Origin of the sequence: Streptomyces sp. NPDC007863, from assembly GCF_040633895.1 — a bacterium.
Classification (GTDB): Bacteria; Actinomycetota; Actinomycetes; order Streptomycetales; family Streptomycetaceae; genus Streptomyces.
In genome coordinates this window covers 123,210-147,965 of record NZ_JBEYEI010000004.1, presented here as the reverse complement: position 1 = coordinate 147,965, position 24,756 = coordinate 123,210, and the positions used below count along the sequence as shown (strand labels likewise).

22 protein-coding genes and 5 tRNA genes are annotated in these 24,756 nt (G+C 71.5%); 16 read left to right on the top strand and 11 right to left on the bottom strand.

All coding sequences use genetic code 11. The features are described 5' to 3' along the window. Positions 1-47: 47 nt before the first annotated feature. The gene (locus ABZ621_RS07985; protein WP_360601837.1) at positions 48-1,397 is read left to right on the top strand and encodes a hypothetical protein; all 1,350 of its coding nucleotides are present in this window, start codon (positions 48-50) and stop codon (positions 1,395-1,397) included. A 12-nt stretch (positions 1,398-1,409) separates the two neighbouring features. Here ABZ621_RS07985 and dnaN read toward each other — a convergent pair whose 3' ends face one another. Together dnaN and ABZ621_RS07975 are read right to left on the bottom strand one after the other, a co-directional pair. Then, a complete protein-coding gene (dnaN, locus tag ABZ621_RS07980; protein ID WP_360601835.1) occupies positions 1,410-2,513 on the bottom strand; it encodes a DNA polymerase III subunit beta in 1,104 nt (367 codons plus the stop codon). 155 nt (positions 2,514-2,668) lie between these two features. Then, the gene (locus tag ABZ621_RS07975) at positions 2,669-3,280 is read right to left on the bottom strand and encodes a YceI family protein (RefSeq protein ID WP_360601833.1); all 612 of its coding nucleotides are present in this window, start codon (positions 3,278-3,280) and stop codon (positions 2,669-2,671) included. Between the two features lie 226 nt (positions 3,281-3,506). Between ABZ621_RS07975 and ABZ621_RS07970 the strand changes: the two genes are divergently transcribed. The 3 genes from ABZ621_RS07970 to ABZ621_RS07960 all read left to right on the top strand — a co-directional run bounded on the left by ABZ621_RS07970 (position 3,507) and on the right by ABZ621_RS07960 (position 6,027). Further along, positions 3,507-4,016, top strand: a complete 510-nt coding sequence (locus ABZ621_RS07970; protein WP_360601831.1) for a hypothetical protein — start codon at positions 3,507-3,509, stop codon at positions 4,014-4,016. A gap of 206 nt (positions 4,017-4,222) precedes the next feature. Then, positions 4,223-5,806 carry an acyl-CoA carboxylase subunit beta gene (locus ABZ621_RS07965; RefSeq protein ID WP_360601829.1) on the top strand — a complete coding sequence of 528 codons (1,584 nt, stop codon included), beginning with the start codon at positions 4,223-4,225 and terminating at the stop codon, positions 5,804-5,806. 23 nt (positions 5,807-5,829) lie between these two features. Continuing rightward, a complete protein-coding gene (locus tag ABZ621_RS07960) occupies positions 5,830-6,027 on the top strand; it encodes an acyl-CoA carboxylase subunit epsilon (protein ID WP_360601827.1) in 198 nt (65 codons plus the stop codon). Between the two features lie 88 nt (positions 6,028-6,115). On the opposite strand, the gene ABZ621_RS07955 is transcribed toward ABZ621_RS07960, so the two are convergent. The 8 genes from ABZ621_RS07955 to ABZ621_RS07920 all read right to left on the bottom strand — a co-directional run bounded on the left by ABZ621_RS07955 (position 6,116) and on the right by ABZ621_RS07920 (position 16,739). Further along, entirely contained in the window at positions 6,116-6,697 is a 582-nt protein-coding gene (locus ABZ621_RS07955; protein WP_015036414.1) for an ATP/GTP-binding protein, read from the bottom strand. Further along, the gene (locus tag ABZ621_RS07950; protein ID WP_360601825.1) at positions 6,678-7,211 is read right to left on the bottom strand and encodes a DUF742 domain-containing protein; all 534 of its coding nucleotides are present in this window, start codon (positions 7,209-7,211) and stop codon (positions 6,678-6,680) included. The genes ABZ621_RS07955 and ABZ621_RS07950 overlap by 20 nt, the downstream gene beginning before the upstream one ends. Before the next feature lie 93 nt (positions 7,212-7,304). Next, positions 7,305-7,718 carry a roadblock/LC7 domain-containing protein gene (locus ABZ621_RS07945; protein WP_030496939.1) on the bottom strand — a complete coding sequence of 138 codons (414 nt, stop codon included), beginning with the start codon at positions 7,716-7,718 and terminating at the stop codon, positions 7,305-7,307. A gap of 10 nt (positions 7,719-7,728) precedes the next feature. After that, positions 7,729-10,956 (bottom strand): nitrate- and nitrite sensing domain-containing protein, encoded by a 3,228-nt coding sequence (locus ABZ621_RS07940; RefSeq protein WP_360601823.1) that lies wholly within the window; start codon positions 10,954-10,956, stop codon positions 7,729-7,731. Between the two features lie 351 nt (positions 10,957-11,307). Then, entirely contained in the window at positions 11,308-11,889 is a 582-nt protein-coding gene (locus ABZ621_RS07935; protein WP_360601821.1) for an ATP/GTP-binding protein, read from the bottom strand. Beyond that, entirely contained in the window at positions 11,870-12,280 is a 411-nt protein-coding gene (locus tag ABZ621_RS07930) for a DUF742 domain-containing protein (protein WP_031013914.1), read from the bottom strand. The genes ABZ621_RS07935 and ABZ621_RS07930 overlap by 20 nt, the downstream gene beginning before the upstream one ends. A 160-nt stretch (positions 12,281-12,440) precedes the next feature. After that, positions 12,441-12,854: a roadblock/LC7 domain-containing protein gene (locus tag ABZ621_RS07925; RefSeq protein ID WP_030496942.1), complete on the bottom strand. Its 414-nt coding sequence runs from the start codon at positions 12,852-12,854 to the stop codon at positions 12,441-12,443. 9 nt (positions 12,855-12,863) lie between these two features. Further along, complete coding sequence (locus tag ABZ621_RS07920) at positions 12,864-16,739, bottom strand: nitrate- and nitrite sensing domain-containing protein (protein WP_360601819.1); 3,876 nt, start codon at positions 16,737-16,739, stop codon at positions 12,864-12,866. Between the two features lie 569 nt (positions 16,740-17,308). Here ABZ621_RS07920 and ABZ621_RS07915 point away from each other — a divergent pair. The 9 genes from ABZ621_RS07915 to ABZ621_RS07875 all read left to right on the top strand — a co-directional run bounded on the left by ABZ621_RS07915 (position 17,309) and on the right by ABZ621_RS07875 (position 21,334). Further along, positions 17,309-17,506 carry a hypothetical protein gene (locus tag ABZ621_RS07915; protein ID WP_360601817.1) on the top strand — a complete coding sequence of 66 codons (198 nt, stop codon included), beginning with the start codon at positions 17,309-17,311 and terminating at the stop codon, positions 17,504-17,506. Positions 17,507-17,618: 112 nt separating this feature from the next. Continuing rightward, the gene (locus ABZ621_RS07910; RefSeq protein WP_360601815.1) at positions 17,619-18,404 is read left to right on the top strand and encodes a fumarylacetoacetate hydrolase family protein; all 786 of its coding nucleotides are present in this window, start codon (positions 17,619-17,621) and stop codon (positions 18,402-18,404) included. After that, positions 18,397-19,869, top strand: a complete 1,473-nt coding sequence (gltX, locus tag ABZ621_RS07905; RefSeq protein ID WP_360601813.1) for a glutamate--tRNA ligase — start codon at positions 18,397-18,399, stop codon at positions 19,867-19,869. Before ABZ621_RS07910 ends, gltX begins: the two co-directional genes overlap by 8 nt. Positions 19,870-19,992: 123 nt before the next feature. Next, entirely contained in the window at positions 19,993-20,715 is a 723-nt protein-coding gene (locus ABZ621_RS07900; RefSeq protein ID WP_360601811.1) for an HAD family hydrolase, read from the top strand. A gap of 92 nt (positions 20,716-20,807) precedes the next feature. Further along, positions 20,808-20,879 (top strand) — tRNA-Gln (locus ABZ621_RS07895). Positions 20,880-20,921: 42 nt separating this feature from the next. After that, positions 20,922-20,994: transfer RNA gene (locus ABZ621_RS07890), tRNA-Glu, on the top strand. A 61-nt stretch (positions 20,995-21,055) separates the two neighbouring features. Further along, positions 21,056-21,128 (top strand) — tRNA-Glu (locus ABZ621_RS07885). Positions 21,129-21,150: 22 nt separating this feature from the next. Further along, positions 21,151-21,222: transfer RNA gene (locus ABZ621_RS07880), tRNA-Gln, on the top strand. Positions 21,223-21,261: 39 nt separating this feature from the next. Next, positions 21,262-21,334 (top strand) — tRNA-Glu (locus ABZ621_RS07875). A gap of 133 nt (positions 21,335-21,467) precedes the next feature. Here the strand turns inward: ABZ621_RS07875 and ndgR are convergent. Further along, positions 21,468-22,184 carry an IclR family transcriptional regulator NdgR gene (ndgR, locus tag ABZ621_RS07870; protein ID WP_005311436.1) on the bottom strand — a complete coding sequence of 239 codons (717 nt, stop codon included), beginning with the start codon at positions 22,182-22,184 and terminating at the stop codon, positions 21,468-21,470. A gap of 139 nt (positions 22,185-22,323) precedes the next feature. Here ndgR and leuC point away from each other — a divergent pair, with 139 nt between their 5' ends. From leuC to ABZ621_RS07855, 3 genes are all read left to right on the top strand, one after another. Then, positions 22,324-23,748 (top strand): 3-isopropylmalate dehydratase large subunit, encoded by a 1,425-nt coding sequence (leuC, locus tag ABZ621_RS07865; protein WP_360601809.1) that lies wholly within the window; start codon positions 22,324-22,326, stop codon positions 23,746-23,748. 5 nt (positions 23,749-23,753) lie between these two features. Further along, entirely contained in the window at positions 23,754-24,347 is a 594-nt protein-coding gene (gene leuD, locus ABZ621_RS07860; RefSeq protein ID WP_360601807.1) for a 3-isopropylmalate dehydratase small subunit, read from the top strand. Between the two features lie 104 nt (positions 24,348-24,451). Further along, positions 24,452-24,679, top strand: a complete 228-nt coding sequence (locus tag ABZ621_RS07855; RefSeq protein ID WP_360601805.1) for a hypothetical protein — start codon at positions 24,452-24,454, stop codon at positions 24,677-24,679. Positions 24,680-24,756 lie beyond the last annotated feature (77 nt).

Sequence of the window (24,756 nt, the reverse complement as noted above, 5' to 3'; positions counted from 1 at the left end):
TTCCGCCCGGTATGTCTAGTTCGCACCCATTCGGGTAATTTCGAACCATGAGGACCAGGGCGATTTCGGTGTGGTCGGCCCTCGCCGGGCTGATCCTCCTGCTGCTTCTGGCCCTGGCCCCCGCGTCGGCGGGCGCCAGGGCCACGGGCGTCCCGGACGCGGCCGCCGCGCTCAGACAGGGCCCGGTCTACGTGGACCCGGGCGCCGCAGGAGAGCTCTCGGCGGCCGACGCGGCCGCCCTGGCGGAGAGGATCGAGTCCGCGGACAAGCCGCTCTTCGTCGCCGTCCTCCCGGAGGGCGCGGAGTACCCGCCGAACGGGCTCATCGAGAACCTGCGCGAGCAGACCGGCCTCGCCGGCGTGTACGCCGTCCGGCTCGGCGACGAGTTCGCCGCCAAGGCCGACACCCGGATCCTGTCGGCGGCCGCCGTGGACAACATGGTCGAGGTCGCCGACCGGCCCGGCGCCGACGCCGCCACCGAACTGAACGCCTTCGCCGACCAGGCCCTGCCCGCGATGCGCGGCTCCGCGCCCGCCGCCTGGCCCGGCGGCGCCGCGGAGGACTCCGGCGTCCCGGTCGCCGGCCTCGTCACCCTGGGCGCGGTCGCCGCCGCCGGCGGCACCGCCGCCTTCGCCGTGGTGCGCGGCCGGCGGAAGCGGAAGGAGGCCGAGGAGCGGGCCGCCCTGGAGCGGCTGCGGGTCGTCGTCGACGAGGACATCACCGCCTTCGGCGAGGAGCTGGAACGGCTCGACTTCCACCCCGCCGAGGCGGGCGCCGACGAGGCGATGCGCGCCGACTACGAACAGGCCCTCGACTCCTACGACCGGGCGAAGACGCGGATGGGCGCGGTGACGCACCCCCACGAGGTGCGCGGCGTCACCCAGGCCCTGGAGGACGGGCGCTACTCCCTGGCCGTGCTCGACGCCCGCCGCGCCTCCCGGCCGCTGCCCGAGCGCCGGCCCCCGTGCTTCTTCGACCCGCGCCACGGCCCGTCCACCGAGGACCGCACCTGGACCCCGGCCGGCGGCGCCTCCCGCGAGGTCCCGGTCTGCGCCGCCGACGCGGCCCGCCTGGACGACGGTCAGGACCCCCGGGCCCGCACCGTCGAGACCGACGGCGGCCGCCGCCCCTACTGGGAGGCCGGCCCGGCCTACGGCCCCTGGGCGGGCGGCTACTTCGGCGGCGGCCTCCTCCCCGGCCTCCTCGTCGGCACCATGCTCGGCTCCGCCCTCTCCAGCCCCGCGTACGCGGCGGAGTACGGCGGCGGCGACTTCGGCGGCGGCGACATCTCCTCCGGTGACTTCGGCGGCAGCGACTTCGGCGGCGGGGACGGCGGAGGCGGTGGCGGCTTCGGCGACTTCGGTGGCGGCGGCGACTTCGGCGGCGGCGGCTTCTGAGCCCGGACCGCGTCAGACCAGCGGTTTCACCGACATCAGCAGGTGCCGGTGGCTGCCGTCGGCGCCGTCGGCGAGCAGGGCGCGCTGGCCGGGGCCGAGCAGGTGGAGCCGTACCTCCTCGGCGGTGAAGCGGGTCAGGGCGTCGAGCAGATAGCCGGGGTTGAAGGCGACCGTCATCGCCCCGGCGCCGTCGAGCGCGGCCGGCAGCAGCTGGGAGGCCACGTCGTCCTCGTACCCCGCGCGCAGCCGGAGCGACGTCCCCTCGAAGGCGAGCTGGACCGGGCTGTCGCCCTCGGCGACCACCGCGACCCGCTTCACGGCCTCCACCAGGGCGGCCCGCCCGGTGACCGCGACGGCGTGGTCGCCGAGGGCGAAGAGCTTGTCGTGGCGGGGGAGCCGGCCGTCGAACAGCCGGGCGGTGGTGCGCCGGCCGGCGTGCTCGAAGCCGATGGAGTGCGCGTCGAGCCCGATCCTGGCCCGCCCGGCGCCCGCGAAGGAGCGGGCGGTCTCGGCCAGGCGGCGGGCCGGGACGACCACGTCGGCGGGGTCCGCGAACCCGGCGGCCGGGTGCCACTCCAGGGCGCGGACCGCGTACCGGTAGCGGTCCGTGGCGGCCAGCGTCATCACGGCCCCGTCCAGGGCGAGGCGTATCCCGGTGAGGACCGGGAGCGAGTCGTCCCGGCCGGCCGCCGCCGTGACCTGGCCGACCGCCTCCGCGAAGGCGCCGCCGTCGACCTCGCCGAGCACCGGCGGCAGCGCCGGGGCGGCCGGATAGGAGTCGAGCGGCAGCAGCGAGAGGCCGAAGCGGACGTCGCCCGCGCCGACCGAGAGCCGGGCCTCCTCCACGGCGAGCGCGATCCGCCCCGGCGGCAGCACCTTGCAGATGTCGAGCAGCCGCCGGCCGAGCACCAGGGCGCGCCCCGCCACCACGGTCTCGGCCTCGACCGCCACGCGCGCGGAGGCCTCGTGGTCGAGCCCGGAGACGCTCAGCGTGCCGTCCTCCCCGGCCTCCAGGAGGAGTCCGCCGAGCACGGGCATCGGGGAACGGGCGGGCAGCACGCGCGCGGCCCACGCGACGGCATCGGTCAACACGGCGCTGTCGATACGGATTTCCATGCGCCCGACGCTAACGACCGCCACTGACAACGCCCCTGCGCGAGCGGCCGGCCGGACCGGGAGACGCCGAGCGCCCGCCGTCCGCATCGTCGCGGAGGGCGGGCGCGCTCGTGTCACACGGGGCCCGGGGCCGGGCGGGCCCGGGGGCGGGGAGGTCAGGCGGCGTTCTTGATCGCGGAGATGTCGAAGTTCAGCTTGACCTTGTCGCTGACCATGACGCCGCCGGTCTCCAGGGCCGCGTTCCAGGTCAGGCCCCACGCGGAGCGGAGGATCTCGGCGGAGCCCTCGAAGCCGACGCGCTCGTTGCCGTACGGGTCGGTGGCGGTGCCGTTGAACTCCAGGTCGATGGAGAGCGGCTTGGTGACGTCCTTGATGGTCAGGTCGCCGGTGATCCGGTACGTGTCGCCGCCCAGGTGGGCCGCCTCGGTGGAGCGGAAGGTCATGAGCGGGAACTGCTCGGCGTCGAAGAAGTCGCCGCCGCGCAGGTGGTCGTCGCGGTCGCCGATGCCGGTGTCGATGGAGGCGATCCTGACGTCGATGGCGGCGCTGGAGGCGGACGGGTCGCTGCCGTTCAGCGTCAGGCTGCCCTCGTGCTCGCCGAAGGAGCCGCGCACGTTGGTCACCATGGCGTGGCGGACGGTGAAGCCGATGCTGCTGTGGGCGGCGTCGATCGTGTAGTCGCCGGTCAGGGCGGCGAGGGCCGGGTCCACCGGGCGGGGGGTGGTGGCGACGGCGGACGAGGTGTTCTTGCGGCCGAAGATGCCCATGACGTGCTCCTTGGTGGGGGTGTTTGTTGAACCTTCAACGAGAACGACTGTAACCCCATTCCGTACAACATTCAACCTTTCTCGCGGAGCTTCCCCCGGACGGCCCATGCCGGGCCCCGACGCCCTCTGGCGGACGCGCGTAGAACTGCGGCATCATCCCCGTGCGCGCAGCACCACCTGCACAGCCGTCCCCGCCCGTCACGGTCACCAGCAGGAGGCATCCCCCGTGAAGCTCCGCTCCGTCCTCACCGCCCTGGCGCTCGTCCTCGGCGCCCTCTTCGCCCCCGGCTTCGGCGCCCTCACCTCCGGCGGCGAGGCCCACGCCGTCACCAAGATCAGCCACGCCACCGCGACCTCGATGTTCCGCAACGCGGGCATCACCTGGTCGTCCTCCGGTGGCTGCTCCGACCGGTACAACTCCACCTGCACCTCGTTCGAGCAGCTGAACCTCGCCACCGCCCAGGGCGCCCAGACCCTCAAGAGCGCCAGCGGCTGCGCCCTCAACATCACCGGCGGCACCGAGACCGGCCACGCGAGCGGCACCTACTCGCACTGGAACGGCTACAAGCTGGACTTCAGCAAGTACACGTGCGTCGGGAACTACATCAAGAACACGTTCACCTACATCGGCCCGCGCGGGGACGGCGCCCCGCAGTGGCGCTCCGGCGCGGGCAACGTCTACGCCGACGAGGGCAACCACTGGGACGTGACCTTCTACAACTGCGGCGGCTGCTGAACCACGCGCCGCCACCGAGCGCGGGCCCCCGGAAACCCGGAGGCCCGCGCTCTTCTTTTGTGCACTCCCCACAAACAAAGGGGCCCCAGGGCTGTGGACTCGCTCCGGTGGCCCCACGGTTCTGTCCGTCCCCGCCAGGAATCGACACGCGAGACTGTACGGAGTCGACGGCGGGGTTTCCTTGGTCGAGTTCGTAGGGTCGGTACATGACCCTTGTCGACGAGATCCCGAGCGAGCCCACCGACGCACGTGGCCGCGTCGCCGAACTGCACGTGCTGCGCGAGCAGGCGCTGGCCGGCCCCAGCGAGCGCGCGACCGCGGCCCAGCACGCGAAGGGCAAGCTGACCGCGCGCGAGCGCATCGAGCTGCTCCTGGACGCGGGGTCCTTCAACGAGGTCGAGCAGCTGCGCCGGCACCGCGCGCAGGGCTTCGGCCTGGAGGCGAAGAAGCCGTACACCGACGGCGTCATCACCGGCTGGGGCACGGTCGAGGGCCGCACGGTCTTCGTCTACGCCCACGACTTCCGCATCTTCGGCGGCGCCCTCGGCGAGGCCCACGCCACGAAGATCCACAAGATCATGGACATGGCCATCGCGGCCGGCGCGCCCCTGGTCTCCCTGAACGACGGCGCCGGCGCCCGCATCCAGGAGGGCGTCTCCGCCCTCGCCGGCTACGGCGGCATCTTCCAGCGCAACACCAAGGCCTCCGGCGTCATCCCGCAGATCTCGGTGATGCTCGGCCCGTGCGCCGGCGGCGCCGCCTACAGCCCCGCCCTCACCGACTTCGTGTTCATGGTCCGCGAGACCTCCCAGATGTTCATCACCGGCCCGGACGTCGTCAAGGCGGTCACCGGCGAGGAGATCACCCAGAACGGCCTCGGCGGCGCCGACGTCCACGCCGAGACCTCCGGCGTCGCGCACTTCGCGTACGACGACGAGGAGACCTGCATCGCGGAGGTCCGCTACCTCCTGTCGATGCTCCCGCAGAACAACCGCGAGAACCCGCCGACCGTCCCCTCCGAGGACCCGGCCGACCGCCGCTCCGACGTCCTGCTCGACCTGGTGCCCGCCGACGGCAACCGCCCGTACGACATGCACAAGGTCATCGAGGAGCTCGTCGACGACGGCGACTTCCTGGAGATCCACGAGCGCTGGGCCCGCAACATCATCTGCGCGATGGCCCGCCTCGACGGCCAGGTCGTCGGCATCGTCGCCAACCAGCCGCAGTCCCTCGCCGGCGTCCTCGACATCGAGGCCTCGGAGAAGGCCGCCCGCTTCGTGCAGATGTGCGACGCGTTCAACATCCCGATCGTCACCCTTCTGGACGTACCCGGCTTCCTGCCCGGCGTCGACCAGGAGCACGGTGGAATCATCCGGCACGGCGCCAAGCTGCTGTACGCGTACTGCAACGCGACCGTGCCCCGGATCTCGCTGATCCTGCGCAAGGCGTACGGCGGCGCGTACATCGTCATGGACTCCCAGTCGATCGGCGCCGACCTGACGTACGCCTGGCCCACCAACGAAATCGCGGTCATGGGCGCCGAGGGCGCCGCCAACGTGATCTTCCGCAAGCAGATCGCGGAGGCCGAGGACCCCGAGGCCATGCGCACCCGCATGGTCAAGGAGTACAAGGCCGAGCTGATGCACCCGTACTACGCGGCGGAGCGCGGCCTGGTCGACGACGTCATCGACCCCGCCGACACCCGCCAGGTGCTCATCCGGTCCCTCGCCATGCTCCGCACCAAGCACGCCGACCTGCCGTCCCGCAAGCACGGCAACCCGCCTCAGTAAGACTCGTCAGAGGAGTCATCCACGTGAGCACCCCTGCCAACCTTCTCCGCGTCGAGAAGGGCCACGCCGACCCCGAGGAACTCGCCGCCATCACCGCGGTCCTCCTCGCCCGCGCCGCCACCCACCCCGAGCCCGCCTCCGACGGCCACGGCCGCACCACCGCCGGCTGGCGCCGCCTGGAGCGCGAGAACGGCTTCCGCGCCCCGCACAGCTGGCGCTGACGCCCCGGACACACGCCAAAGGGCCCCCGCTCCTTCGAGGAGCGGGGGCCCTTTCGCGTGGTGTCGTGCCGACGCGCCGTCGGGACGGTTACCGCAGGCGGGCCATGAGGGCGTGCTCGACGAGGGTGATGAGCGCGCTCTTGGCGTCCGCGCGGTGGCGGGCGTCGGTGGTGATGATCGGGGTGTCCGGGCCGATCTGGAGGGCCTCGCGGACCTCCTCGGGCTGGTACGGCTGGTTCCCGTCGAAGCCGTTGAGGGCGATGACGAAGGGGAGGCCGGAGTTCTCGAAGTAGTCGACGGCGGGGAAGCAGTCGGCGAGGCGGCGGGTGTCGACGAGGACGACGGCGCCGATGGCGCCGCGGACCAGGTCGTCCCACATGAACCAGAAGCGGTCCTGGCCGGGGGTGCCGAACAGGTACAGGATCAGGTCCTGGTCCAGCGTGATGCGGCCGAAGTCCATGGCGACAGTCGTCGTCGTCTTGTCGCCGGTGTGGGTGAGGTCGTCGATGCCCGCGGACGCGGACGTCATGACGGCCTCGGTACGCAGCGGGTTGATCTCCGAGACGGCGCCGACGAACGTGGTCTTGCCCACGCCGAAGCCACCCGCCACCACGATCTTCGCGCTGGTGGTTGAACGGGCCGCGCCGCCGCTAGAGCTTGCGAAGTCCACTGAGCACCCTTTCGAGCAGTGTCACGTCTGGCTGACCGCCGGCGGCCTCGTCGCCGCCGGGCTGGTGAATGGCGACAAGTCCGGCCTCGGCCAGGTCGGCGACGAGGATCCGGGCAACGCCGAGGGGAATGGAGAGGAGGGCCGAGATCTCGGCGACCGACTTGATCTCGAAGCACAGCCGGCAGATCCGCTGGTGCTCGGGCAACTGCCCCTGCAGCCTGGCCGGATCGGCCGTGGTGCTGACCAGCGCCTCGATGGCGAGCTGGTAGCGCGGCCGGGTCCGGCCGCCGGTCATCGCGTACGGACGCACGAGCGGGTTGTGCCCGCCGCCGGAGGCGGAGGAGCCCGCCGCGCGCGGGGGCACCGGCTGTGCCTGCTGCTGCCCGTAGGACTGGGGGACACCCTGTCTGCTGGGTGCGGAAGGGAAGTTGTACCGGTTCTGCGCGGTGTCGCCCAACGGCGCCTGATGCGCGTCGAAACCGTTATAGGGGTTCGCCCCCGGGGGTGTTCCCACGTCTCCTCCTCCGACTGCCTCGCGGTCCATGTCCCTTGGAGCCGCGTCACCGCACCCTAACGGTGCGGTGACGTGAAACGCACTGTGTGTCTGTTAGTTGAGAAGACTTCCCTGGAGCTCCGCCCGCAGGTCCGGGGTGAGGACGGAGCCCGCCCGGTCCACGAGGAGGGCCATCTCGTAGCCCACGAGACCGATGTCGGACTCCGGGTGGGCGAGGACGGCCAGCGAGGAACCGTCCGAGACCGACATGATGAAGAGGAAGCCCCGCTCCATCTCCACCACGGTCTGGTTGACCGCGCCGCCCTCGAAGATCCGGGACGCGCCCGCCGTCAGCGAGGTCAGCCCGGAGGCCACCGCCGCCAGCTGGTCGGCACGGTCCCGGGGGAACCCCTCGGACATGGCCAGCAGGAGTCCGTCGGCGGAGACCACCACCGTGTGGGACACCCCGGGGGTGTTGTCCACGAAGTTGGTGATCAACCAGTTCAGATTCTGCGCCGCCTGGCTCATCGCGCTCACACTAACGCTCCTGGTCGTAGGTACTGCCCGGGCCGAAGCCCGATCCGTTCGTGTCCGATCCCGCGGTGCGGCCCTGCTGGACCCCGCGGCGCAGGTTGCTCAACCTGCCCCGCACGTCCTCGGGTGCCCGGGAGACCTGGGGGCCGCCCTGCGGCGTCTGCTCCGCCGTGCCCTCGACCAGGTTGGCCTTGGGGACGCGCCGGGGGAGGCCGGAGGAGGTGACCCCGCCCGCCTTCGGCTCGCGGAGCTTCTTGGCCTGCTCCCAGCGCTCGTCATTGGCCGAACGCCATTCGTCGGAGGCATCGTTCTGGTTCTGCTCGTCCTGCCCCACCGGCCGGTCGGGCTGGGCCGGCGGTACGGGCCGCTGCGCCTGGGGCGCCTGCGGGGCGCCACCGCCACGGCGCGGCAGACCGGCGTCGGTCAGTCCGTGGCCGGTGTCCGGAGCGGGACTGGGAGCCGGGGCCGGACGGTCGAAGCCTACGCGCTCGGCGCCCTGTTCGGGAGCGCGCTGCGAAGATTCCGATTCCGGACGGTAACCCTGGTCGAAAGCGCCCTGGTAGGAGCTCTGCTCCGGCCACTCGCCCTGGTGGGACTGGGGTTCGAACGCCTGCTCGTAACCGCCCTGGGCCGGCTCCTGGGAGCCGTACGCCGCTTCCGCATACGCCTGCTGCGGGTACGCCTCGCCCTGCGGGGCGTACTCCTCGTAGCCCTGCTGCGGGGCATAGCCGTAGCCGTTCTGCGGCTGCTGCTCGTAAGCCTGCTCCTGGCCGTACTCGGGGGCGTACCCCTGGCCCTGCTCGTATCCCTGGGCGTACTCCTGGCCGTAGCCCTGCTCCTGGCCGTACTCGGCGCCGTACGCCTGGCCCTGCTCGGGCTCCTCGTACGCCGCGGAGTCGGCGACGTGCACCTGGGCCTCCAGGGCCGCGCGGCGCTCCTCGCGCATCAGCGAGCGGTTGACCGGGTCGAGCTGCTGGCCTTCGCCCTGCTGCTCGTAGCGCGAGTCGTCGAAGCCGAGCTCGGCGGCGGTGCGCATCGGGGCCGGCTGGACGGCCTCGAAGGCGCCCTGCTGCTGGTGCGGGATGATCTGGGAGACCGTGAAGTCGTCCTGGACCGGCTGCTCGCCACCGCCACCGTGCGTGATCGCGTCCGGCAGCATGACCAGCGAGGTGGTGCCGGCCTGCTCGCCCGAGGGGCGGAGCTGGACGCGGATGCCGTGCCGGTCGGAGAGCCGGCCGACCACGAAGAGGCCCATGCGCTGGGAGACGGCCGCGTCCACGGTGGGCGGGTTCGCCAGCTTGTGGTTGATGTCCGCGAAGTCCTCGGCGGTGAGGCCGATGCCCTTGTCGTGGATCTCGACCATCACGCGGCCGTCGGGGAGACGGGTCGCGGTCACGCGGACCTTGGTCTGCGGGGAGGAGAACGTGGTGGCGTTCTCCAGGAGCTCGGCGAGCAGGTGCACGAGGTCGGTCACGGCCTGGCCGTGGATCTCGGCCTCCGGCACGCCGGCGATCTCGATGCGCTCGTACTGCTCCACCTCGGAGGAGGCGGCGCGGAGCACGTCGACGAGGGGGACCGGCTGGTCCCAGCGGCGGCCCGGCTCCTCGCCGGCGAGGACGAGGAGGTTCTCGCCGTTGCGGCGCATACGGGTCGCGAGGTGGTCCAGCTTGAAGAGGTTCTCCAGCTGGTCCGGGTCGGCCTCGTTGTTCTCCAGGTCGGTGATGAGGGTCAGCTGGCCCTCGATCAGCGACTGGTTGCGGCGCGACAGGTTGGTGAAGATCGCGTTGACGTTGCCGCGGAGCATGGCCTGCTCGGCGGCGAGCCGCACGGCCTCGCGGTGGACCTGGTCGAAGGCGCGGGCGACCTCGCCGATCTCGTCCTGGGAGTCGATCGGGATGGGCTGCACCCGGGTGTCGACCCGGCCGGGCTCGGTACGGGAGAGCTGGTCGACCAGCATCGGCAGGCGCTGCTCGGCGATGCCGAAGGCGGCGGTGCGCAGCTCGCGCATCGAGCGGCTCATCTGGCGGGCCATCATCCCGGCGAGGATGAAGGCGGCGAGCAGGGCGACGACGACGATGGCGCCGGTGACCCAGGCGTCGGTCTTGGCCTCGTCGGAGATGGCGGTGGCCTCGGCCACGGCCTTGTCGACGAGGGTCTTCTCGACCTCGCTGTAGCCGTCGAACTTGGCGGTGGCGATCGCCATCCAGGTCTCGGCGTTGATCTTCTTGGCCGCGAGGGCCTTGATCGCGTCCGCGTCCTCGGCGGAGCCGATCGCGGTGGCGACGCCGGAGTAGACCGAGCCGTCCTTGCCCTTGGGCAGGGTGATGTCGGCGGCCTGCATCTTCCGCTCGCCCTCGGCGGCCTTGCCCGCCATGACCTTCTTCAGGCGCTCGACGTCCTCGGCCGTGCCACCGGAGTTGTACTCGCCGAGGGCGATCTGCTCCAGGTAGTTGTACGAGTTGAAGGCGACCGACTGCTGGGCGAAGACCGCGTCCTTGGCGCTGGGCCGGACGAGCAGCTGGGTGCCGATGGAGCGCTGGAGCGAGCCGGCGGCCTTGGCCAGCTGGATCGCGTAGACGGTCCGGCCGTAGCTGGTGATGTTGCCGGTGCCCAGGCCGAGCTCGTTGGAGAACTCCATGAGGTAGTGCTGCACGCCGGTGTAGCCGAGCTGGGTGTTCACCGGGTCGAGCGCGGCCGTGTAGGCGGCCTTGCGGAGGGCCGCGAGCTTGGGCTCCTCGTTCTTGAACGCCTGCAGACGGCGCTCCAGGCCCTGGCCCGAGGGCATGTTCCGGACGGCCTCGTCGAACGTGGCGCGGGCCGCGTCGGTGGCCGCGTGGGCCTGGGTGATCTCCTCGGAGGCCCGGTCCTTGCCGGAGAGCAGCGGGACGGCCGTCAGGTCGCGCTCGTTGAGGAGGGCGGTGGAGTACTCCGAGGCGGCGCGCACGATGAGCGCCGTCTTCTCGGCGTCCTGCGCCTCCTGCCAGGTGTCGATCGACCCCTTGACCTGGAAGCCGCCCATGACGAGGCCGACGAGCACGGGTATGAGGAGGATGGCGTTCAGCCGGGTGGGCACCCGCCAGTTGCGCGGGGACAGCTTGCTGGAGCTGCCCTGAGGGGCGGGCGCGGGCGCGGGAGTCACCGGTACGTCCGCGGGCGACAGCGCGCTGCGCGACGGCGGGGTGAAGTTGCCCCGCGCCTCCTGCTCCGCGGAGCCATCCATGCTTCGCCTCACTCGACCAACAACCTCTCCGCGTCGGCACCTACGTCGTGCCGGTGTTTCGTTCAGGGCCGTACTACTCGGGAGTTCATGAATTGCAGCACGTGAAGGGGGTCCCTTCCAAACAGTGGGACGGGACGGCTTGCCGTGGCCGACGCCTCACATAAAACGGGCATAAAGAACGAGCCCCGCCAAAAGGCGGGGCTCACGTGAGCGCAGCGACACGGATCGGATGCGTCGGGTGTCCGAGGCGCCCGAATTCTCTGTCGAAATGTTATGAAGCCCGGGGCGGGCCGTGTCGAAGGCCACAGATCGACTCGGGCCGGCCCCGGACGGCGGCATATGACAACTGCCCTGGCTCAAAACCTACTTGAGACGGGCCATGAGGGCGTGCTCGACGAGGGTGATGAGCGCGCTCTTGGCGTCCGCGCGGTGGCGGGCGTCGGTGGTGATGATCGGGGTGTCCGGACCGATCTGCAGCGCCTCGCGGACCTCCTCGGGCTGGTACGGCTGGGCGCCGTCGAAGCCGTTGAGGGCGATGACGAAGGGGAGGCCGGAGTTCTCGAAGTAGTCGACGGCCGGGAAGCAGTCGGCGAGGCGGCGGGTGTCGACGAGGACGACGGCGCCGATGGCGCCGCGGACCAGGTCGTCCCACATGAACCAGAAGCGGTCCTGGCCGGGGGTGCCGAACAGGTACAGGATCAGGTCCTGGTCCAGCGTGATGCGGCCGAAGTCCATCGCCACCGTGGTGGTGGTCTTCCCGCCGGTGTGCGTGAGGTCGTCGATCCCGGCGGAGGCCGCGGTCATCACGGCCTCGGTGCGCAGCGGGTTGATCTCCGAGACGGCGCCCACGAACGTGGTCTTGCCCACGCCGAAGCCACCGGCCACCACGATCTTCGCGCTGGTGGTCGATCTCGCCGCGCCGCCGTTAGAGCTTGCGAAGTCCACTGAGCACCCTTTCGAGCAGTGTCACGTCCGGCGTGCCGCCGGCTTCTCCGTTGCCCGGCTGGTGGATGGCCACCATGCCCGCCTCGGCCAGGTCGGCCACGAGGATCCGGGCGACACCGAGCGGCATCGACAGCAGGGCGGACACCTCGGCCACCGACTTGACCTCACGGCACAGGTGGCAGATGCGCTGGTGCTCGGGCAGGAGCGTGGCGAGGTGCGCCGGGTCGGCCGTGGTGCTGACCAGCGCCTCGATGGCGAGCTGGTAGCGCGGCCGGGTCCGGCCGCCGGTCATCGCGTACGGACGGACCAGCGGCTGGTCGCCCTCATGACCGTACGGGTCGTCCAGCGACGAGCCACCGTACGGATCGTGAGAGGCGGGGGGCGGGGTCATGAATCCTCCGGGCGTGACAGCAAGCCTTCTGCCGTCTGATGGGGCCGGTGGGGGGCCGGATGGGGCGGCCGGACGATGAACGGTGCCGGGGGCGGTACGTGTGGGGGGCGTACCGCCCCGACGAGGGGGTGGGACAGGTGCCGCGAGCGGGTGGGGACCGCTAGTGCAGCAGGCTGCCCTGGAGCTCCGCGCGGAGATCCGGGGTGAGGACGCTGCCGGCCCGGTCGACCAGCAGCGCCATCTCGTAGCCCACGAGGCCGATGTCGCACTCCGGGTGCGCGAGCACGGCGAGCGAGGAGCCGTCCGAGACCGACATGAGGAAGAGGAAGCCGCGCTCCATCTCCACCACGGTCTGTGCCACGGGACCGCCCTCGAAGATCCGGGAGGCGCCCGCGGTCAGCGAGGTGAGCCCGGACGCGACCGCCGCCAGCTGGTCGGCACGGTCACGGGGGAATCCTTCGGACATGGCCAGCAGCAGGCCGTCGGCGGAGACCACCACCGTGTGGGACACCCCGGGGGTGTTGTCCACGAAGTTGGTGATCAACCAGTTCAGGTTCTGCGCCGCCTGGCTCATCGCGCTCAACTATCGCTCCTGCTGGTGGTTCGGACCGAGGTGGAAGCTACCCGTGGTCGAGTTGCCCGCCTGACGGCCCTGCTGGATACCGCGGCGCAGGTTGGTGAGTCGGCCGCGGACGTCGTCGGGTGCACGCGAGACCTGGGGGCCGGCCGTGTGGGCCTGCTCCTGTGCGGTCCCGGGTACGAGGTTGGCCTTCGGCACACGGCGCGGAAGACCGGAGGTGGTGACCCCGCCGGCGGACGGCTTGCGCGCCCGCTCGGCCTGGCGCACCAGGTCGTCGTTGGGCGAGGGCCGCCAGGTGGCAGGCCGTCCGCCGTCGGGAGCCTGGCCGGGGGCCGGGCGCTGCGCCGCCGGGGCGGGCTGCTGGACGACCGGGGTCTGCATGGTCCGGTCGACCTCGTGCGCCTGCGGCTGCTGCGGCTGGGCCTGCTGCTGGCCCTGCTCCTGCTGGAACCAGTTGGTCTCCAGCGTGTCGTAGAGCGGGGTGCGCCCGTCGCCCGCGGCCGGCGCCGGCGGCAGGGCCTCCGGACGACGCGGCCGGCCGAGCTGCGGCTGACCCGGCTGCGGCTGACGCGGCTGGGGCGCCTGCGGGGCGGCCTGCTGCGGACCGGCCTGCGCGAAGCCCTGCTGCGGGTGACCCGTCTGCGGGAGGCCGGGCCGGCCGCCGCCGAAGTCGTCGCCGGTGCGCTGCCGCGGGGCCGGGGGCTGCGGGGCCTGCAGGTTCTGCGGCATCTGGGGAGCCTGCGGGACCTGCGGGGCCTGGGGTACCTGCGGAGCCTGCGGTACGAAGGGCTGGCTGCCGTACGGCGGCTGGGCCTGGTACTGCGGGGCCTGGGGAGCCTGCGGCGCCTCGAAGTCCGGGCGGGCGAAGGCCGCGGTGGACGCCGGGTCCTGGAACTGCGGGACCTGCGGAGCCATGGGCGCCTGCGGGGCGTTGAAGTCCGGCCGCGGGAACTGGCCCGTGGAACCGGGGCCCTGCGGGGCGCCGGGCGCGGCGAACGAACCCGTGGTCTCCATGTCGTCGTGGCCGCGCGGGGCGTCCAGCGGCGTCATGTCCTGCTGCGGGCGGCGCACCGGCTGCTGGGCCGGGTCGCTGCCCCAGCTCGCACCCTGCGGGCGCTGCGGCTGCGGGTTGCCGCCGGGCAGCTCGGCGCGCGGGAAGCCGTTCGGGTCCTGCTGCTGCGGCGCCTGGGGTGCCTGCGGGGTGCGCGGGCTGCCGCCCCACACGTCCGTGCGGGACGGGATGGCGCTGGCCGCGCCGCCGATGAGACCCGCGCCCGGGCCGGGCTGCGCCGGCTGGGGGAGCTGCGGCAGCTGACCGGTCTGATCCAGCTGGGCGTTGGCCGGCTGGGGCTGCTGCGGGGCCGGGGCCTGCGGCGCGCCGTCCCGGGCGGGCAGCGCGGTGCGCGGTCCGCCGGCCGGGCCGACCTGGGGACGCGCGGCACCGGGGCCCGCGCCGAGCCGGCCGGCCGGGGCCGAGGGGCCGCCGAGACCCGGACGTCCGGCGCCGGGTCCGCCGGCGGGGCCGCCGAGCGCGCCGGGACCGCCGGCCGCGCCGGGGCCGCCGGGGAGACGGCCGCCGGGGGCGTTGCCGCCCTGCGGGGCCGCGCCCTGGGAGCCGGGGCCGGACTTGGGGGCCGGCTTGCGGCCGCCCTGGGCCACGTCGACCGGGAGCATGACGAGCGCGGTGGTGCCGCCCGAGTCGGACGGGCGCAGCTGGATGCGGATGCCGTGTCGCAGGGACAGGCGGCCGACCACGAAGAGGCCCATGCGGCGGGAGACGGAGACGTCCACGGTGGGCGGCGAGGCGAGCCGCTCGTTGATCGCGGCGAGGTCCTCGGGGGAGAGGCCGATGCCGGTGTCGTGGATCTCGACGAGCACGCGGCCGTCGGGCAGCGCGTGACCGGTGACCCGGACCTTGGTCTGCGGGGAGGAGAACGAGGTGGCGTTCTCCAGCAGCTCGGCGAGGAGGTGCACGAGGTCGTTGACGACCCGGCCGGCGACGTCCGTCGCCGGGACCGCGGCCAGTTCGATGCGCTCGTACTGCTCCACCTCGGAGGCGGCGGCACGCAGGACGTCGACCAGCGGGACCGGGCGGGTCCAGCGGCGGCCCGGCTCCTCGCCGGCGAGGACGAGGAGGTTCTCGCCGTTCCGGCGCATACGGGTCGCGAGGTGGTCGAGCTTGAACAGCGAGGAGAGCTGGTCCGGGTCGGCCTCGCGGGACTCCAGCTCGGAGATGAGCGAGAGCTGGCGCTGGATGAGGCCCTGCGAACGGCGCGAGAGGTTGGTGAACATCGCGTTGACGTTGCCCCGGAGGAGGGCCTGCTCGGCGGCGAGGCGGACGGCCTCGCGGTGCACGTCGTCGAAGGCCGCGGCCACCTGGCCGATCTCGTCCCGGGAGTGCACACCGACGGACTCGACGGAGGTGTCGACGTCCTGCGGGTCGGACTCGGAGAGCTGCTTGACCAGCTCGGGCAGGCGTTCCTGGGCGACCTTGGTGGCGGTGTCCTGGAGCCGGCGCAGCGAGCGGATCATGGAGCGGGCCACGACGAAGGCGCCGATGAGCGAGACGCCGAGGACGAGCAGGATCAGCGCACCGTTGATGATGGCCTCGCGCTGCGACTCCTGGCGCAGCTCACGGGCCATCGTCTCCATGTCGCCGAGGAGCTGGTTCTCGATGCGGCCCATGGCCGCGATCTTCGTCTCGTACTCGTCGGTGAAGTTGAGGTAACCGCGGCGCACGCCGCCGGGCATGGCGCCGTCGGAGGCGAGGACGCGCTCGGCGTACTTCTCGGCGTCCAGGATCGTGGGGTTGCCCGAGTGCAGCGAGTCGGTGAGGTCGGTGGCGTCGCCGCCGGTCCCCTCGTAGATCGCCGTGAACGTCTTGAAGGCGTTGTTCTCACTCTTGAGCGCGGCCTCGCCGTAGAGGCGGTCACCGGGCTGGATCCGGCCGGCGGTCTTGTCGCTGGCCGGCAGGGCGCCCGCGATGATCGCCTGCTGGATGGAGGCGTACTCCTTGGCGGACGAGAACGCGGCGAGCGCGCGGGTCCGCTTGATCATCTCGGGGTTGCTGGTCGCCTGCGCCATGTCCTGCGAGAGGCTGAGCAGCGAGCGGATGAGGCGGCTGTACGCCTCGACCGTCACCGAGTGCTGGACGCCCTTCTGGTAGGCGTTCGTCCGGATGTTGTGGAGGTCGATGACCTGCGCGGCGATGGTGCCGACGTTGGAGCGGATGCTCTGCAGCGCCTCGTCGTCCTCGCTGTTCGGGATGGCCCGGGTGGCGTCGAGGAAGGCGTCGTAGGAGCGGTCCGTGCGGCGTCGCGGGTTGGCGACCTGGTAGTCGCTGACCGGACGGCCGTTGGCGAGCGGGCCCGCGGAGAGGTCGCGCTCGGCCTGGAGGGCCTGCGCGAGCGCGGTCGCCTCACGGGTGAGCTTGGTGAGCAGCTGCATGTGGTCGAGCTGCTGCATGTCCTGGAGCGACTCGCTGATGCGGATGCCGCCGAGGCTGGTGGCCGCGACCACGGGGAGGGTCAGCAGGGCCACGAGGCGGGTGGAGATGCGCCAGTTCCGCAGGGCTATTCGGGGGCCGGCCGCGTTCTCGGGCGTCGCGGGCGTGGCGCCCTTGTCGCCGCGCGCGGCGGCGGGCGCGCCGGACTGTTCGCCGGACTCGCCGTTCGGCCGCGTCCCCTTGCCCTTGCCCTTGCCCTGGGTCTTGCCCTGGGGCCTGCTCTGGCCGCCCGCGCCGGGCGCCTGCTGGGTGGGGTGCGGGGCCGCGGGACCGCGGTCGGTCCCGGCACGCGGTTCCTGCTCCGACGGAGCCTCCGCGCGGCCCTTGCGGGCCTGGGCAGAGCCCGTGCCATCCCTCTTGAAACGTCCCTGCACTAGCGTCGCAACCTCTGGACCAGGCGTCCTTCCGGGTGGAACCGGAGCGGACGGTGTCGGCGTCGTCGGGACGCATCGGTGCGCCCCAGGTGGTCGTCGGTGACCGGCGCAGATCCCCCTTTCCCACCACTCGGCCGGCGCTGCGTTGCGCCCCTGCGTGCCGGCTTCGAACCCGCGGCGGTGCGTGGAATTCCAGCACAGTGCCGGAACTCCAACAAGGGCTGCGGTCTGTACCGCAGGGGGGATGACCAACCGTGCGCGGCAGGTCACGGCGCGTAGAAGATGATCGCGGAGGATTCGGACTTTTCCCTGCCAAAGGTCCGGCATCCCCGTGTGTCCCAGTCGCGATGATCAGGGGCGGAATAGCTGCTTCAGTGGCGGAATGTCCCTTTCCGTAACCTGACATGCGCGTCCGCAATGCCCGGAAAATCCACCCGTTGGTGAGCAAACTCACACCGGAATCGATGTCTTGGCCATGTATTCGAAGGGAACGCCTTGATTTAGCCTGACGCTTTACACCATTCTCGCGCCCGTAGGGGCGCCCGTCCCGGACAAGGTCTGCCTGCGCGATGACTGCACCCACGCCCGCCACCACGGCCAACCCGCGCCGTTCCACCCTCGCCCACCTCGCGGACGCCGCCGCCCTCGGCCGCGGCGCCACCCCCGAGTACGCGACGGAGCTCCCCGGCGCGACGGCCAACCCGCGCCGCACCGTCCTGATGCAGGCCCCCGCGCCGTACGTCCCGGCCTACCTCGCCGAGGCCTGATCGGGCGCTCCACCCGCCCGCCACCGGCGAAAACCGCCGGGCGGCCGCCCCGCGCCGCGTTAGCCTGGAGCGTCAGACTCCAGCCAGTACCAAGTGAGGGGCGACAGCACTCGTGCGCATCGCCAGATTCTCCATCGACGGCAATGTCGCCTTCGGCGCGGTCGAGGGCGAGGGGACCGTCGAGTCCGGCGGCCTCGTCCTCGACATCATCAAGGGCATCCCGTACACCGACTTCGAGCTCAGCGGCACCAAGGTCCCGCTGAGCAAGGTACGGCTCCTGCCGCCGGTGCTCCCCAACAAGGTCGTGGCCATCGGCCGCAACTACGCGGAGCACGCCAAGGAGCTCGGCAACGAGGTCCCCGAGGTCCCGGTCGCCTTCTTCAAGCCGACCACCTCGGTCATCGGCACCGGCGACGCCATCGAGTTCCCCTCCTTCTCCAGCGAGCTGCACCACGAGGCCGAACTGGCCGTGGTGATCGGCCGCATGTGCCGAGAGGTGCCCCGGGAGCGCGTCAAGGACGTGATCTTCGGCTACACCTGCGCCAACGACGTGACCGCCCGCGACGTCCAGAAGCGCGAGGCCCAGTGGGCCCGCGCCAAGGGCTTCGACACGAGCTGCCCGCTGGGCCCCTGGGTGGAGACCGACCTCGACCCGAGCGACCTCGCCATCCAGGCCACGGTCAACGGCGAACAACGCCAGCTCGGTCGGACGAGCGACATGATCCGCTCCATCGAGGACCTGGTCGTCCACATCACCGAGGCCATGACGCTGCTCCCCGGCGACGTCATCCTCACCGGCACTCCCGCCGGGGTCGGCCCCCTCACCGTCGGCGACGAGGTCGCCGTCACCATCGAAGGCATCGGCACTCTCACCAACAGGGTGATCAAGCGTGGCTAACGCGATCCGCGTCCGTTTCTGTCCGTCCCCGACCGGCAACCCCCATGTGGGCCTGGTCCGCACCGCCCTCTTCAACTGGGCCTTCGCCCGGCACAACCAGGGCACCATGGTCTTCCGCATCGAGGACACCGACGCGGCCCGCGACTCCGAGGAGTCGTACGAGCAGCTCCTCGACTCGCTGAAGTGGCTCGGCCTCGACTGGGACGAGGGCCCCGAGGTCGGCGGCCCGCACGCCCCGTACCGCCAGTCGCAGCGGATGGACATCTACAAGGACGTCGCCGAGAAGCTGCTCGCCGGCGGGTACGCGTACCCCTGCTACTGCACCACCGAAGAGCTCGACGAGCGCCGCGAGGCCGCCCGCGCCGCCGGCCGCCCGTCCGGCTACGACGGCCACTGCCGCGACCTCACCCCGGAGCGGAAGGCGGCGTACGAGGCCGAGGGCCGCGCGTCGATCGTCCGCTTCCGGATGCCCGACGAGCCGATCACCTTCACCGACCTGGTCCGCGGCGAGCTCACCTTCACCCCGGAGAACGTGCCGGACTACGGCATCCTCCGGGCCAACGGCGCCCCGCTCTACACCCTGGTCAACCCGGTCGACGACGCCCTGATGGAGATCACCCACGTCCTGCGCGGCGAGGACCTGCTCTCCTCCACCCCCCGCCAGATCGCCCTCTACAAGGCGCTGATCGAGCTGGGCGTCGCCAAGGAGATCCCGCACTTCGGCCACCTGCCGTACGTGATGGGCGAGGGCAACAAGAAGCTCTCCAAGCGCGACCCGCAGGCCTCCCTCAACCTCTACCGGGAGCGCGGCTTCCTCCCCGAGGGCCTGCTGAACTACCTGTCCCTGCTCGGCTGGTCCTTCTCCGCCGACCAGGACATCTTCACCATCCCCGAGATGGTGGCGAAGTTCGACATCGCGGACGTCAACGCCAACCCGGCCCGCTTCGACCTCAAGAAGGCCGAGTCCATCAACGCGGACCACATCCGCATGCTGGACGTGAAGACCTTCGCCGAGGCCTGCGAGCCCTGGCTGCGCGCCCCGCACGCCCCCTGGGCGCCCGAGGACTTCGACCGCGCGGCCTGGGAGCGGATCGCCCCGCACGCCCAGACCCGCCTGACCGTCCTCTCCGAGATCACGGCCAACGTCGACTTCCTCTTCCTCGCCGAGCCGGTCTTCGACCAGCCCTCCTGGGACAAGGCGATGAAGGGCGAGCCCGCGGCCCTCCTGACCACCGCCCGCGAGAAGCTGGTGGACGCCGACTGGAACGACCCCGAGTCGCTCAAGAACGCCGTCCTCGCCGCCGGCGAGGCCCACGGCCTCAAGCTCGGCAAGGCCCAGGCCCCGGTCCGCGTCGCCGTCACCGGCCGCACCGTCGGCCTCCCCCTCTTCGAGTCCCTGGAGATCCTGGGCGAGGAGAAGACCCTGGCCCGCATCGACGCGGCCCTGGCGAAGCTCGCCGCGTAACCGCGCCACCCGTACGACGACGGGGGCGGCACCCGGAACACCCTCCGGGCGCCGCCCCCGTCGGCGTACCAAGATCCACCGATCCCCTCCCGGCGGGGCCGCCCGGGGCGTACGGTCGGTGCCATGAGCATCCGGGCCGTCCTCTGGGACGTGGACGACACGATCTTCGACTACGCGGGCGCCGACCGCGCCGGCATGCGCGCCCACCTGGCCGCCGAGGGCCTGACCGGTCTGCACGGATCCGTCGAGGACGCCCTGCGGCTCTGGAAGGAACTCACCGAGCACCACTGGCGGCGGTACGAGGACGGCCTGGGCGACTGGCAGGAGCAGCGCCGGTGGCGCGTCCGCGACTTCCTGGACCGGCAGGAGATGGCCGACGCCGAGACCGACGCCTGGTTCGACCGGTACGTGGCCCACTACGAGGCCGCCTGGGAGCTCTTCCCCGACGCCCTGCCCGTCCTCGACCTGCTCGCCGCCGACTACCGGCAGGGCGTCCTGTCGAACTCCAGCCTCCACGCCCAGGAGCCCAAGCTTCGCGCCCTCGGCGTCCGCGACCACTTCGAGGCCGTCCTGTGCGCCGCCGAGCTGGGCGCCGCCAAGCCGGCCGCCGAGGCCTTCCACGCCGCCTGCGCCGCGCTCGGCCTCGCCCCGCGCGAGGTGGCGTACGTGGGGGACCGCCCCGACATCGACGCGCTCGGCGCCCAGGAGGCGGGGCTCCACGGCATCTGGCTGGACCGCGCCGACACCGGCGGACAGCCGGGCCTGCACCGCATCACCGACCTCCACCAGCTGCCTCCGCTGCTCCGCGGGGATACCCGTTTTGGAGCACCGTCCACCTTCGGGTAATGTTCTTCCTGCGCCGAGGGGAGCAAGCCGAAAGGCAAGAACCCGGAAAGCGCAAGCCGAGCAAGATCCCCCTCACGGGGAAGTTGCCCCGGTGGCCTATGGTGTAATTGGCAGCACGACTGATTCTGGTTCAGTTAGTCTTGGTTCGAGTCCAGGTAGGCCAGCTCGCAGAGCTCATCTGCAAACCAGTGGATTGGCATCCACGAGCCCCCGTTGTGTAGCGGCCTAGCACGCCGCCCTCTCAAGGCGGTAGCGCCGGTTCGAATCCGGTCGGGGGTACAGATCCTTCCCGCGGGATCACCTGGGTAGCTCCCGGTGACACCGATGCAGGATCGCTAGGGCCCCCGTTGTGTAGCGGCCTAGCACGCCGCCCTCTCAAGGCGGTAGCGCCGGTTCGAATCCGGTCGGGGGTACGACGCTGGTCTAACCACGTATTGGTCTATGGTGTAATTGGCAGCACGACTGATTCTGGTTCAGTTAGTCTAGGTTCGAGTCCTGGTAGACCAGCTCGGATCTGCGGCGGTACCAACGCCCGCATGATCCAAAGCCCCCGTTGTGTAGCGGCCTAGCACGCCGCCCTCTCAAGGCGGTAGCGCCGGTTCGAATCCGGTCGGGGGTACGCGAAACGAAGAAGCCCTTCCCTTCGGGGGAGGGCTTCTTCGCTGTTCCCGGCACGGCGCAGGGACAACTCCGGCCCACCGCTGCGGCGTTGGAGCGGTGAGCCGGAGAACGTACAGATGAACAGAGGAAGATCAGCCGTTGCGACGGAGCGCCTCGCTGAGACGGGCGGCGGCGTCGATGACCGCCTGGGCGTGCATACGGCCCGGGTGGCGGGTCAGGCGCTCGATCGGGCCCGAGACCGACACGGCGGCCACCACGCGGTTCGACGGGCCCCTGACGGGCGCGGAGACGGACGCGACGCCCGGCTCCCGCTCACCGATCGACTGGGCCCAGCCGCGGCGCCGTACGCCCGACAGGGCCGTCGCCGTGAAGCGGGCGCCCTGGAGGCCGCGGTGCAGCCGCTCGGGCTCCTCCCAGGCCATCAGGATCTGCGCCGAGGAGCCGGCCTTCATGGTCAGCGTCGAGCCCACCGGGACGGTGTCCCGCAGGCCGGACAGCCGCTCGGCCGCCGCCACGCAGATCCGCATGTCGCCCTGGCGTCGGTAGAGCTGCGCGCTCTCCCCGGTCACGTCGCGCAGATGCGTGAGCACCGGACCGGCCGTCGCGAGGAGCCGGTCCTCGCCGGCCGCCGCCGCGAGCTCCGCGAGCCGCGGGCCGAGAATGAAACGGCCCTGCATGTCGCGGGCCACCATCCGGTGGTGTTCCAGTGCCACGGCCAGTCGGTGGGCCGTGGGTCGTGCGAGTCCCGTCGCCGCGACCAGTCCTGCGAGGGTGGCCGGACCGGACTCCAGGGCGCTCAGGACAAGGGCTGCCTTGTCGAGAACGCCTACGCCGCTAGAGTTGTCCATGCAACGATATTCGCGTCTCACTCTGTGAAACGCAAGTTCAATTTTCCGAGGAACTTGTCACTCTGGTGAGGCGGCCGCACAACGGACCGCACAACGGTCTCTAGTGGTGCCGGCGCAGCCGCCGGCCGGAGGGAAAGCGATGGGTAGGACACTCGCGGAGAAGGTCTGGGACGACCACGTCGTCCGGCGCGCCGAGGGCGAGCCCGACCTCCTCTTCATCGATCTTCACCTGCTGCACGAGGTGACCAGCCCCCAGGCCTTCGACGGCCTCCGCCAGAACGGACGGCAGGTCCGGCGCCTCGACCTCACCCTCGCCACCGAGGACCACAACACCCCCACCCTCGACATCGACAAGCCCATCGCCGACCCGGTCTCCCGCGCCCAGCTGGAGACCCTGCGCAAGAACTGCGCGGAGTTCGGCGTGCGGCTCCACCCGCTCGGCGACGTCGAGCAGGGCGTCGTCCACGTGGTGGGACCGCAGCTGGGCCTGACCCAGCCCGGCATGACCGTGGTCTGCGGCGACTCCCACACCTCCACGCACGGCGCCTTCGGCGGCCTGGCGTTCGGCATCGGCACCAGCCAGGTCGAGCACGTCCTGGCCACCCAGACGCTGCCCATGGCCCGCCCGAAGACCATGGCCATCACCGTCGACGGCGAGCTGCCGGCCGACGTCACCGCCAAGGACCTGATCCTCGCCGTCATCGCGAGGATCGGCACCGGCGGCGGCCAGGGCTACGTCCTGGAGTACCGGGGCTCCGCCATCGAGAAACTCTCGATGGAGGGCCGCATGACCATCTGCAACATGTCCATCGAGGCCGGCGCCCGCGCGGGCATGATCGCCCCCGACGAGACCACCTTCGCCTACCTCAAGGGCCGTCCGCACGCCCCCGAGGGCGAGGACTGGGACGCCGCGGTCGCCTACTGGAAGACCCTGAGGACCGACGAGGACGCCGTCTTCGACGCCGAGGTCGTCATCGAGGCCGCCGAGCTGGCCCCGTTCGTCACCTGGGGCACCAACCCCGGCCAGGGCGCCCCGCTTTCGGCGAACGTCCCCGACCCGGCTTCGTACGAAGACCCCTCGGAGCGCCTCGCCGCCGAAAAGGCCCTGGAGTACATGGGGTTGACCGCCGGGCAGCCGCTGCGCGACATCAAGGTCGACACCGTCTTCGTAGGCTCCTGCACCAACGGCCGCATCGAGGACCTGCGCAACGCCGCCTCCCTCCTGGAGGGCCGCAAGGTCGCCGACGGCGTCCGCATGCTGGTCGTCCCCGGCTCCGTCCGGGTCGCCCTGCAGGCCGTCGAGGAGGGCCTGGACAAGGTCTTCAAGGCCGCCGGCGCCGAATGGCGGCACGCGGGCTGCTCCATGTGTCTGGGCATGAACCCCGACCAGCTGGCCCCCGGCGAGCGCTCCGCGTCCACCTCCAACCGCAACTTCGAGGGCCGGCAGGGCAAGGGCGGCCGCACCCACCTGGTCTCCCCCCAGGTCGCCGCCGCCACCGCCGTCCTCGGCCACCTGGCCTCCCCGGCCGACCTGTCCGACGCCGTCACCACCGCGGGGGTCTGAGAACCATGGAAGCTTTCACCACGCACACCGGCCGTGCCGTCCCGCTGCGCCGCAGCAACGTCGACACCGACCAGATCATCCCCGCGCACTGGCTGAAGAAGGTCACCCGCGACGGCTTCGAGGACGGCCTCTTCGAGGCCTGGCGCAAGGACTCCGAGTTCGTCCTCAACCGCCCCGAGCGGCAGGGCGCCACGGTCCTGGTCGCCGGCCCCGACTTCGGCACCGGCTCCTCCCGCGAGCACGCCGTCTGGGCGCTCCAGAACTACGGCTTCCAGGCCGTCATCTCGGCCCGCTTCGCCGACATCTTCCGCGGCAACTCGCTGAAGAACGGTCTGCTGACGGTCGTCCTCCCGCAGGAGACGGTCGACGCCCTCTGGGAGCTGACCGAGGCCGACCCGACCGCCGAGATCACCGTCGACCTTGAGGCCCGCAAGGTCCTGGCGGCCGGGATCGACGCCGACTTCGAGCTCGACGAGAACGCCCGCTGGCGGCTCCTGAACGGCCTGGACGACATCAGCCTCACCCTTCAGAACGAAGCCGACATCGCGGCCTACGAGGCGGGCAGGCCGTCCTTCAAGCCCCGTACAATTACGGCCTGAGCAGCGCTTTTCCAAGACTGCGCCCCCCACCCTCCGGTGGGGGGCGCAGTCGCTTGTTGAGACCCTGTCGGGCGACAACTCGCCCTAGATGGCACAATCGGTGCATGGAACGCGACAACCAACTCAAGCTCTACGAGGAAGTCGCCGACCGATTGAAAGAAGCGCACTTCCGGGTGCGCGCACTGCAAGTCCCGGAGGGCGTAAGGATGGCGCTGTCCCGGAAGCTGCTGGTCGTCACGGCCGCGGCGAAGCACGATCTCGCGGACGCGGCGACGCGTCTGGACCGGTTGATGAAGGACCTCGACGAGGGTCGATTCCCTGAAGACGACTGACACCAGGAACTCCGCAACGGCACTTCCGCGTTGCGGCACTAGGGTGATTAGCCCGTTTCGTGTTTGATTTGCGGTAT